At 52.7% G+C, this 10,095-nt stretch carries 8 protein-coding genes; all 8 read right to left on the minus strand.

The features are described 5' to 3' along the window. Window positions 1-35 precede the first annotated feature (35 nt). Window positions 36-1,571, minus strand: coding sequence for a 2,3-bisphosphoglycerate-independent phosphoglycerate mutase (gene gpmI, locus ACML7B_RS06705; RefSeq protein WP_418540067.1), 1,536 nt, complete (start codon window positions 1,569-1,571; stop codon window positions 36-38). 70 nt (window positions 1,572-1,641) lie between these two features. After that, window positions 1,642-2,469 carry an alpha/beta hydrolase gene (locus tag ACML7B_RS06710; protein ID WP_418540068.1) on the minus strand — a complete coding sequence of 276 codons (828 nt, stop codon included), beginning with the start codon at window positions 2,467-2,469 and terminating at the stop codon, window positions 1,642-1,644. A 14-nt stretch (window positions 2,470-2,483) separates the two neighbouring features. Next, window positions 2,484-4,769 (minus strand): alpha-galactosidase, encoded by a 2,286-nt coding sequence (locus ACML7B_RS06715; protein ID WP_418540070.1) that lies wholly within the window; start codon window positions 4,767-4,769, stop codon window positions 2,484-2,486. A 105-nt stretch (window positions 4,770-4,874) separates the two neighbouring features. After that, window positions 4,875-5,624, minus strand: a complete 750-nt coding sequence (tpiA, locus tag ACML7B_RS06720; protein ID WP_106788406.1) for a triose-phosphate isomerase — start codon at window positions 5,622-5,624, stop codon at window positions 4,875-4,877. 284 nt (window positions 5,625-5,908) lie between these two features. Next, a complete protein-coding gene (locus ACML7B_RS06725) occupies window positions 5,909-7,102 on the minus strand; it encodes a phosphoglycerate kinase (protein WP_418540073.1) in 1,194 nt (397 codons plus the stop codon). An 81-nt stretch (window positions 7,103-7,183) separates the two neighbouring features. Further along, window positions 7,184-8,197 carry a type I glyceraldehyde-3-phosphate dehydrogenase gene (gene gap / locus ACML7B_RS06730; RefSeq protein WP_106788409.1) on the minus strand — a complete coding sequence of 338 codons (1,014 nt, stop codon included), beginning with the start codon at window positions 8,195-8,197 and terminating at the stop codon, window positions 7,184-7,186. A 137-nt stretch (window positions 8,198-8,334) separates the two neighbouring features. Next, window positions 8,335-9,138 (minus strand): histidinol-phosphatase HisJ family protein, encoded by an 804-nt coding sequence (locus tag ACML7B_RS06735; RefSeq protein ID WP_418540074.1) that lies wholly within the window; start codon window positions 9,136-9,138, stop codon window positions 8,335-8,337. Between the two features lie 16 nt (window positions 9,139-9,154). Next, window positions 9,155-10,095 (minus strand): tRNA 2-thiouridine(34) synthase MnmA (mnmA, locus tag ACML7B_RS06740; RefSeq protein ID WP_418540075.1); only part of this gene is annotated, 941 nt, incomplete at its 5' end.

A 10,095-nucleotide genomic window follows, 5' to 3' on the forward strand; every position in this document is an offset into this window, starting at 1 on the left:
TACCACGTCCCAGATTGAAAATACCCTGTCCCTTTTTAGATCAACAACGATTTTCCGGTCATTTCTTTTGGCTGCTCCATACCCATCAGCTGGATCAGTGTGGGGGCGATGTCTGCCAGGCAGCCGCCCTCTCTTAAGCGGTAAGCCGGATCTGCGTTCACCAGGATGAACGGCACCGGATTGGTGGTGTGGGCCGTAAATGGCTCGCCGGTCTCATCGTCAATGAGCTGCTCTGCGTTTCCGTGGTCCGCGCAGATGAACATCTGTCCGTCCACTTCTTTGATGGCTGCAACTGCCTTGCCCACGCACTCATCAACCGCCTCGATGGCCTTGATGGCCGCCGCCTCTACTCCGGTATGTCCTACCATGTCCGGATTAGCGAAATTGATGATGATCACATCATATTTCCCGGAGCGGATGGCCTCGGTCAGCTTGTCGCACACTTCATAAGCGCTCATCTCCGGCTTCAGATCATAGGTGGCAACCTTGGGGGATTTCACCAGGATCCGGTCCTCGCCCTCGTTTGGCTCTTCTACGCCTCCGTTGAAGAAGAAGGTAACGTGAGCATATTTCTCTGTTTCCGCGATCCGCGCCTGCTTCAGGCCGTGAGCCGCCAGATATTCTCCAAAGGTATTGGTGATCTCTTCTTTTACGAAAGCGATCTCTTTATTCTCAATGGTCACATCATATTCTGTGAAACATACATAGGTGGTCTTCACCCGCTCGCCCCGTTCAAACCCTGTGAACTCGTCATCACAGAAGGTACGGGTGATCTCTCTTGCCCGGTCCGGGCGGAAGTTAAAGAAGATGATGGAATCCTTCTCCTTTACCGTAGCCGTGGGTTTCCCGTCTTTCATTACAACGGTGGGCAGCACAAACTCATCGGTGGTATCCTTGTCGTAGGAAGCCTGGATCCCTGCCGGTCCGCTCACTGCCTGCTCGCCCTCGCCGTACACCAGCGCCCGGTAAGCCTTCTCCACACGATCCCAGCGGTTGTCCCGGTCCATAGCGTAGTAACGGCCCATCACCGTAGCCACTTCTCCTACGCCCAGTTCCTTCATCTTCGCTTCCAGCTGCTCTACATACTCTTTGCCAGATGCCGGAGGGGTATCTCTTCCGTCCAGGAAACAGTGTACGTAAACCTTCCCAATGCCCTGGCGCTTCGCCAGTTCCAGCAGCCCGTAAATGTGCTCGATATGACTGTGCACACCGCCGTCGGACACCAGTCCCATAAGATGCAGGCTGGAATCATTGGCCTTCACATTCTCGCAGGCGGAAAGAAGAGCTTTATTCTCAAAGAAATCTCCATCCTGGATAGCCTTGGTGATTTTAGTCAGGTCCTGATAAACGATCCTGCCGGCTCCCATATTCAGGTGTCCCACCTCAGAGTTTCCCATCTGTCCTTCCGGAAGTCCTACCGCCATCCCGCTGGCATTGCCCTTTACAAAGGGATACTCCTTCATCAGCTGGTCCATCACCGGCGTCTTCGCCTCAGCCACCGCATTGCCTTTTTCACACTCATTCAGTCCGTATCCGTCCAGGATCATCAATACTGTTGGTTTCTTGCTCATGTTCTTATTCTCCTTCTTTTTCTATCTTTTTCGACATATCTCGACACGGTTTCCCGGTCCGCCCTCTGCGCTACTCCTCGCCGCACAGACGCTTCATCCAGGCGTCCGCAAGCTTAATCCAGCACTGGCAGCCTTCTTCCACCCCGGACCCGTCCAGCCGCTCCACAAGCGGGGACGCAAGACTCAGCCCATGGGGCCCTTCCGGGAAAATGTGCAGTTCCACCGGAACACCTGCTTTCTTAAGCGCCATTGCCAGAAGGAAGGAATTCTCCACCGGCACTGTCTCATCTGTGGCTGTATGCCATATGAAAGACGGGGGCGTATCCCCGGTCACCTGCTCCTCCAGGGAAAAATGTTCTTTTTCCTTCTCAAAATCTTCTCCCAGCAGGTTGCAAAAACTCCCCAGATGGCCCTCAGGCTCTGACGATGTGACCACCGGATAGCTGAACATCAGCCCTGCCGGCCGCAGCACATCCGCCGATGTATGAAGCTCCTTCGCCAGCCACTCCTTCTTCCAGAACACCCCCAGCATGCCGATCAGATGACCGCCTGCCGATGCCCCGTGGAGCAGGATATGATCGGTATCCACCTGCCATTCCTCCGCCCTGGCGCGGATCAGCTTCATCACTTCTCCCAGCTCCAGAAGAGGGGTTGGAAATCTGGCCGGAGCCACAGAGTACCGCAGCACACAGGCGTGATAACCCTGATCCAGGAAATGCACCGCCAGAGGCTCACCCTCCCGGTAACTCAGCTTCTCGTACCCTCCGCCCGGGCAGATCACCACCATGGGCCGCTTCTGGATCCGGATCTTCTCCGTGGGCGTATCCAGAAGATAGGTCTCAAGCTTTGCATATTCCAAAGAACCTTCCACCTGTATGGGTATCTCAAGATATCTCATTCTTCTCCTCCTTGTCACCGGATGCTATTATACAACAATTTCCCTGTTTTGAAAACATCCGATTCCTGTTTGTCCCCCTGATCTGCCTTCAGGATATAAAGTCTGGACTCAAAATCCCGGCACATTTTTTCATTTCCCTGTGCCTGCCCGGAAGAGGCGTCCGTTGTGATCAATCCTGCGTTCATCAGCTCGCTTCCGTAATGGATGTCCCTTCCCCCATTGACCCTATAAGGCAGATCCTCAGTCAACCCTTTCAGGCGAAGCCGGGTATAGGGCAGATTGACGCCGTTCAGGACACGGTACCAGCCTACGATGGCCTCCTTCCTGTCTTCGCTTACCACCATCCAGGCCGAAGTATTATGTTCAAAGGGGCTCTGCAGCCGGTAAAATGTGCCGAACTGGAATAACTGCCGGTACTGTTTCATAAATGCGATCTGCCCCTTTACCTCTTCCTGTTCATCGGCCGTCAAGGTATTCAGGTCCAGCTCATAGCCAAATGTCCCGAAATATGCCACATTCGCTCTTGTATCCAGCGGTGTGATCCGGTTGATCTGATGGTTGGGAACGACAGACACATGGGTTCCCATGCTGCTCACCGGATAACAGTAGGAAGTCCCGTACTGGATCTTGATCCGCTCTACTGCGTCAGAATCATCGCTGGTCCAGCACTGAGGCGCGTAATACAGCATTCCCGGATCAAACCGCCCGCCTCCGCTTGCGCAGGATTCAAAGAGAACCTGCGGGAATTTTGAAGTCAGCCTCTCATAAAGATCATAGACTCCAAGGATATACCGGTGATAGACCTCCCCCTGCCGGTCAGGCGGAAGCGCCGCTGAATAACATTCCGTGATACTCCGGTTCATGTCCCATTTGATATAAGACACCTTTGCCTCAGAAAGGATCTTATCCATCATCTCATAGATCCGGTCCACCACTTCTTTTCTGGAAAAATCCAGCACGTACTGGTATCTTCCATGAGAATTCCTGCGTCCAGGCGCCTGAATGATCCAGTCCGGATGTTCCCGGTAAAGGTCAGAATCCTTATTCACCATCTCTGGCTCAAACCAGAGACCGAATTTCATACCCAGATCTTCAATCCGCCGTGCCAGCCCGGTGATCCCGTTCTTCAGGCGATCCGGATTGGCCACCCAGTCGCCTAATCCTGCCTGTTCCCCGCACCGTTTCCCAAACCAGCCGTCATCCAGCACAAACAATTCCACGCCGCACTCTCTTGCCTTTTCCGCGATTTCGACCAGCTTGTCTTCTGTAAAATCAAAATAGGTGGCCTCCCAGTTATTGATCAGGATCGGGCGCACCCGGTCCCTCCAGTAACCTCTTGCAAGACGCTTCTGATACAGCCTGTGGAAGGTCTGGCTTAAATGGTTCAGCCCCTGATCCGTATATACCATCACTGCTTCCGGCGTCTGGAATTCCTCAGAAGGATCCAGTTTCCAGTCAAAGCAGTGGGGATGGATCCCCAGCAGCACTCTCGCCGTATCGTAGGTATCCACCTCCACCTGCGCCAGGAAATTGCCGCTGTAGATCAGGCTAAATCCAATGGCTTCCCCCTGAAACTCATCCGCCGTCGGACGCTTCAGGATCATAAATGGATTGTGGTTGTGGGAAGAATTTCCTCTGATACTGCCCACAGACTGGATCCCCTGCTCCAGCCTTCTCGTCTTTGGATACCGCTCTCTCGCCCAGGCGCCGGAGAACTGGATCATATCATAGCCGCTGTCCGGAAGATCCAGACAGAGGCTCATGGCCGACTGCAAATGAAGCGCCTGTTCCCCCCGGTTTACAAAACGCGCGTTCCTTGCCAGGATCCCGCCTGCGGCAAAAATGGTGTAAAACAGCTCCAGCTCCAGCCCTGTCACCGGGTCCGCCAGCCGGATCACCAGCGTCTCGGCCTCTTCTTCATTTTCAACATAGGTTGCCGGAAGTCCGGGAAGCTTGGGCTTCCCTGCCTGGATCCTGTATTCCCGGAAACAGAACTCCGAGATCCGGCTTCCGTTTTCCTGAAGGACTTCTGTGGCAGGCATGCGATAGTCCGAGGTGCCGAACACCCCGTATTCCTGCCGGATATGCTCCATAGAAAACCGGTTGTCCGTATCAAACACACAGGAGGACATGGGACGTGAAGAAGTCTCCAGAAAATAAGAACAGTCCTCCGGTATCTGAATACGTTTTCCAAAATAAATCTGACCCATCTGATGATTGGGAAGTACTTTCATGATATAACTGATCTCCTGATTATAAAGATGAAAGGTATCTCCCGCCCGATTCACTGCAATCCCCATTGCACACTCCTCCTGCTGTTTCTATTGAATAATTCCCGGAAAAGGAAACGGCGCATTCTGGAATCTCCAGGACACGCCGTCTGTCTCTCCTATTGCTTCCGCTGCTTATTTGTAATTTACGATTTTACCAAAGTCAGCCTTCAAGGAAGCTCCGCCCACCAGGCCGCCGTCAATGTCAGCCTGAGCAAATAATTCCGCTGCATTTCCTGCGTTCACAGATCCACCGTACTGGATACGGATAGCTTCTGCAGTAGCCTCATCATAAACTTCCGCGATGCACTCACGAATGCCCTTGCACACTTCCTCTGCCTGCTCGGTGGTTGCAGTCTTTCCGGTTCCGATAGCCCAGATCGGCTCATAAGCGATAACCATAGCCTTTGCCTGGTCGGCTGTTACGTTCTGAAGGCCTACCTTTACCTGCTGACGGATGAAATCCATGGTCACGCCCTGCTCTCTCTGCTCCAGAGTCTCGCCGCAGCACATGATGGGGGTGATACCATGTTCGAAAGCTTTCAGCACCTTCTTATTTACATCCTCATTGGTCTCTCCAAAGTAGTCTCTTCTCTCAGAGTGACCCAGAACCACATATTTTACGCCGGCGTCTACCAGCATAGCCGGAGCGATCTCGCCGGTGTAGGCTCCGCTCTCTTCAAAATACATATTCTCTGCCCCAACCTGGATGTTGGTTCCCTTGCAGGCCTCTACCACCGGAACGATGTCGATGGCCGGCACGCAGAATACTACGTCTACTTCTTCATTTGCTACCAGTGGTTTCAGTTCTTCCACCAGGGCAACTGCCTCGCTAGGAGTCTTGTTCATCTTCCAGTTGCCTGCGATAATTTTCTTTCTTGCCATTTTCTTAGTCTCCTTAAATTGTATGAAATAAAATGGGTATGTTCGCTCGCGCTCGTCAACTACGGCGAACTAAGTAAACGCTAACCTCAACCTTCGCGCTGCCAGACGGGTATGTTCGCCTCCGCTAGGACTCACGCTTCGCATTTCATGCTCGCGCTCGTCAACTACGGCGAACTAAGTAAACGCTAAGCTAAGGAAGTTCTTCGAGACTAGGCTCGAAAAGACCTCGCCAAGTTCCGAAGAACTAAATTCGCACTAGGTTCGAAAAAACCTCACCAAGTGCTCTATTTATCATTAGCGGCTGCTACGCCGGGCAGTTCTTTGCCTTCCAGGAATTCCAGGGAAGCTCCGCCGCCGGTGGAGATGTGGGTCATCTTGTCGCCATATCCCAACTGGTTTACTGCTGCTGCAGAATCTCCGCCGCCGATGATGGTGGTGGCGTCTGTCTCTGCCAGAGCCTTGGCAACTGCCTCAGTGCCGTGTGCGAAGTTTGGCATCTCGAACGCTCCCATAGGCCCGTTCCATACAACGGTCTTAGCGTCCTTCACGGCATCGCAGAAGATCTTCTCTGTCTCCGGTCCGATATCCAAGCCTTCCCAGTCTTCCGGGATCTCGCCTGCTTTTACTACTTTCTTGTTAGCCTCATTGGAGAAATCATCTGCGATCACGGTATCAACAGGAAGCAGAAGCTTCACGCCTTTCTCCTCAGCCTTTTTCAGCATGTTCAGCGCATATTCGCAGTAATCTTCCTCAAGAAGAGATTTACCTACGCTTCCGCCCTGCGCCTTGCTGAAGGTGTAGGACATACCGCCGCCGATGATCAGGGTGTCTACTTTATCAAGCAGATTCTCGATCACAGAGATCTTGCTGGAAACTTTGGCTCCGCCCAGGATGGCCACAAAGGGACGTTCCGGATTATTCACTGCATTTCCAAGGAAATCGATCTCTTTCTGCATCAGATATCCTACTACAGCGGTATCTACATACTGGGTAACGCCTACGTTGGAGCAATGCGCTCTGTGTGCGGTTCCAAAGGCGTCGTTTACAAATACATCGCACAGGGAAGCCAGCTCTTTGCTGAACTCCTCGCCGTTCTTGGTCTCCTCCGCACGATAACGGGTGTTCTCAAGAAGGATCACATCGCCGTCTTTCATGGCTTCTACCGCAGCCTTTGCGTTTGGTCCCACAACTTCCGGATCAGCGGCAAATTTTACTTCCTGGCCCAGAAGCTCGGACAGGCGTACTGCCACAGGCGCCAGGGAAAGTTCCGGAACCGGCTGTCCCTTGGGCTTGCCAAGATGGGAACAAAGGATAACCTTTCCACCGTCAGCGATCAGCTTCTTGATGGTGGGAAGAGCTGCTACCAGACGGTTCTCGTCAGTGATCTTTCCATCGATCAGCGGTACGTTGAAATCGCATCTTACCAGGACTTTCTTTCCTTTTACATTAATATCGTCTACAGATTTTTTATTAAGCATAAGTCTGCCTCCTCAATTTTTATAATTTCATCCAGAAAAGGGTCCGGTCCTTGAAAGACCGGACCCTTTTTTGAGTCTTGATTATGCTAATTCAGAGAAGTATTTGATTGTTCTTACCATCTGGCTGGTGTATGAATTCTCATTGTCATACCAGGAAACAACCTGAACCTGTGTGGTTCCGTTGTCCAGAGGAAGTACCATCGTCTGAGTAGCGTCGAACAGAGAACCATATCTCATACCGATGATATCGCTGGATACGATCTCGTCTGTGTTGTATCCGAAGGACTCGTTGGAAGCAGCCTTCATAGCCTCGTTGATCTGATCAACGGTTACGTTGCCCTCTACAACAGCGGTCAGGATCGTGGTAGAACCTGTCGGGGTCGGAACACGCTGAGCAGCTCCGATCAGTTTGCCGTTCAGTTCCGGGATAACCAGACCGATGGCTTTCGCAGCGCCGGTGCTGTTAGGAACGATGTTGCAGGCAGCCGCACGGGATCTTCTCAGATCGCCTTTTCTCTGCGGTCCGTCCAGAGTCATCTGATCGCCTGTGTAAGCGTGGATGGTACACATGATACCTGTCTTGATCGGTGCAAGGTCGTTCAGAGCCTTTGCCATCGGAGCCAGACAGTTTGTAGTACAGGAAGCTGCGGAGATAACAGTATCTTCCGGCTTCAGGGTGTTGTGGTTTACATTATATACGATAGTTGGCAGGTCGTTTCCAGCCGGTGCGGAGATAACGACTTTTCTTGCTCCAGCTTTTACGTGTGCGGAAGCCTTCTCCTTGGAGGTGTAGAAACCTGTACACTCCAGAACAACGTCTACACCGATCTCTCCCCAGGGAAGCTCCTCAGCGTTTGCCTTTGCGTAGATCTTGATCTCCTTGCCGTCAACGATGATAGAGTCATCGGTTGCCTGTACGGTGTCAGCCAGTGCGTATTTGCCCTGTGAAGAATCATACTTTAACAGGTGAGCAAGCATCTTCGGAGATGTCAGGTCGTTGATCGCAACTACCTCATATCCCTCTGCTCCGAACATCTGTCTGAACGCAAGACGTCCAATACGGCCGAATCCATTGATCGCTACTTTTACTGCCATGATTAATTCCTCCTAAAAAGTTTAATTCGCCGCTTTCCGCGGCTTTATTTGTCAATCCCTTAACATTGTTAAAGAATCATCAACTGTAGATAATTGTACTAAATCCAATGCAAAAATTCAAGTCTCTATTTGTATTTTTATGGAAGATGCTTAAAAACCGGCTTTCTGTCCTTAAATTCTGTATAATATTCAAAACCGCAGGCTCTCAGGATCTCCCCCACCTTGTGGTAATCATAGGCGACGTGCTCCGGACAGTGCCCGTCCGCCCCTACTGTAATGATCTCTCCTCCCAGTTCCCGGTAACGCTTCAGTACATCCGGATGGGGATGGGCGAAGGGAAGACCGTACTTCAGGCCAGCTGTATTTAATTCCAGCCCTTTCCCGTTCTCTATCAGAAAGCGCAGGATCTCATCGATCTCCTGGGAGAACCGTTCATACCGGTAATCTCTCTCCCGGTTCCTTCCGTACCGGACCACATAATCCAGATGGCCCAGCACGTCAAAGTCCTGAAAGGCCCGGATGTCTTCCAGCGTCTCGGTAAATGTCTGCCGGTAAGCCTCTGTGTCCGTCTGGCTGGCAAAAAGCTGTCCGGTGGCCGGATCAGAGGAATCCACACAATGGACGGACCCGATAACAAAGTCAAAGGGATACCGGGACACAAACTCCCGGTAATAATCTCCCAGGTAAGGCCGCAGTCCCAGCTCCACGCCGATCCTGACGTCGATCTGATCCCGGTATTTCTCCTGCAGGGGACGAAGAGTCCTGAAATACATTTCCGGGTCAAAAATACTCTCCTCTCCCCACTCCATATCGTCCTTGTCAAAATGATCTGTAAAACAGATCATCTCCAGTCCTTTCCCAATAGCCGCCCGGATCATCTCCTCCGGAGCCGCCCCGGAATCATGGGAAAAGAATGAATGCATATGCACGTCTGCCCTCATGATTGTTTGTCCTCTCTTATCTAGTCTTGTCATTTCCCCGGATGGTCCCGCCGCCCAGTACGCAGTCGTCCTCATACAATACCACTGCCTGTCCCGGGGTGACGGCCCGCTGGGGTTCTTCAAAGGTGCACAGGATCTCATCCTCTCCGGTCTTTTCTACGGTGCACCAGGCGCCCCTGTGGTTATAACGGATCTTGGCCCACACCCGCCGGGGAGCCGTAAGATCCGGGATCGCCATGAAATTCACCTGGTCCGCCCGGACGGTACGGGTCAGGGCGTTTTCCGCCGGTCCCACCACAATCTCATTGGTCTCTGGCCGGATCTCCAGCACGAACACCGGCATTCCCATGGAAAGTCCCAGGCCCTTCCGCTGGCCCACCGTATAATGGATGATCCCCTTATGCTGTCCCACCACTGTACCGTCCGCAAGGACAAAGTTACCGGGAATGCTTTCTCTCCCGGTATATTCCCGGATGTAGGAGGCATAGTCTCCGTCCGGGACAAAGCAGATGTCCTGGCTGTCTGGCTTATCCGCCACGCGAAGGCCCAGTTCCTGGGCAATCTCGCGGATCCTGCCCTTGTCATAAGCGCCTACCGGCATCAGGGTATGGGCAAGCTGCTCCTGGGTCAGACTGTACAGGGCGTAAGTCTGATCCTTCTCCCCGCCCTTTGCCCTGCCAAGGGTATACCTTCCATTATCCAGCTGACAGACCCGGGCGTAATGCCCGGTGGCGATATAATCCGCCCCGATGGCCCGGCTCCGGTTAAGGAGGGCTTCCCACTTCACATACCGGTTGCAGGCGATGCAGGGATTGGGGGTTCGCCCCTTCTCATATTCCTGCACAAAATAGTCGATCACCTGCTCCCGGAATTCCTGCCGGAAATTCATGACATAATAGGGGATCCCAAGGGAAGCCGCTACTCTTCTTGCATCCTCCACCGCGCTTAAGCCGCAGC

The sequence above is a fragment of the Massilistercora timonensis genome (genome assembly GCF_048354975.1).
In the GTDB taxonomy this organism is placed as follows: Bacteria; Bacillota; Clostridia; order Lachnospirales; family Lachnospiraceae; genus Massilistercora; species Massilistercora timonensis.